At 68.4% G+C, this 212-nt stretch carries 1 protein-coding gene; it reads right to left on the bottom strand.

Features of this window, described 5'->3' with window-relative positions; all coding sequences use genetic code 11:
- Positions 1-188 (bottom strand): hypothetical protein (locus tag Q7A36_RS41525; protein ID WP_305109579.1); only part of this gene is annotated, 188 nt, incomplete at its 3' end.
- Positions 189-212: the final 24 nt, after the last annotated feature.

Raw genomic sequence — 212 nt, 5'->3', positions numbered from 1 at the left:
ACGCACAAGGCGGCAACCAAGCCGAGCAACCGGAAGCGGCCCCGCTCGAGCATCCAATGGTAGGCCTGCCAGCCCAGCCGTGGGGTCAACGCCAGGATCGCTCGCGTGACCGGCCCACTTCGGGCCAGCATGGCTCCGACGATCAGCTCCGCCAGGGTGCTTCGGGCAGCCCCCGGGATCGACAGCACGATCTCCTGGACCCATCTCGACAG

The sequence above is a fragment of the Paracraurococcus lichenis genome (assembly GCF_030657435.1).
GTDB classification, from domain to species: domain Bacteria; phylum Pseudomonadota; class Alphaproteobacteria; order Acetobacterales; family Acetobacteraceae; genus Paracraurococcus; species Paracraurococcus lichenis.
The sequence above is the reverse complement of the archived record's forward strand: the minus strand, read 5'-3'. Positions and strand labels throughout refer to the sequence as shown.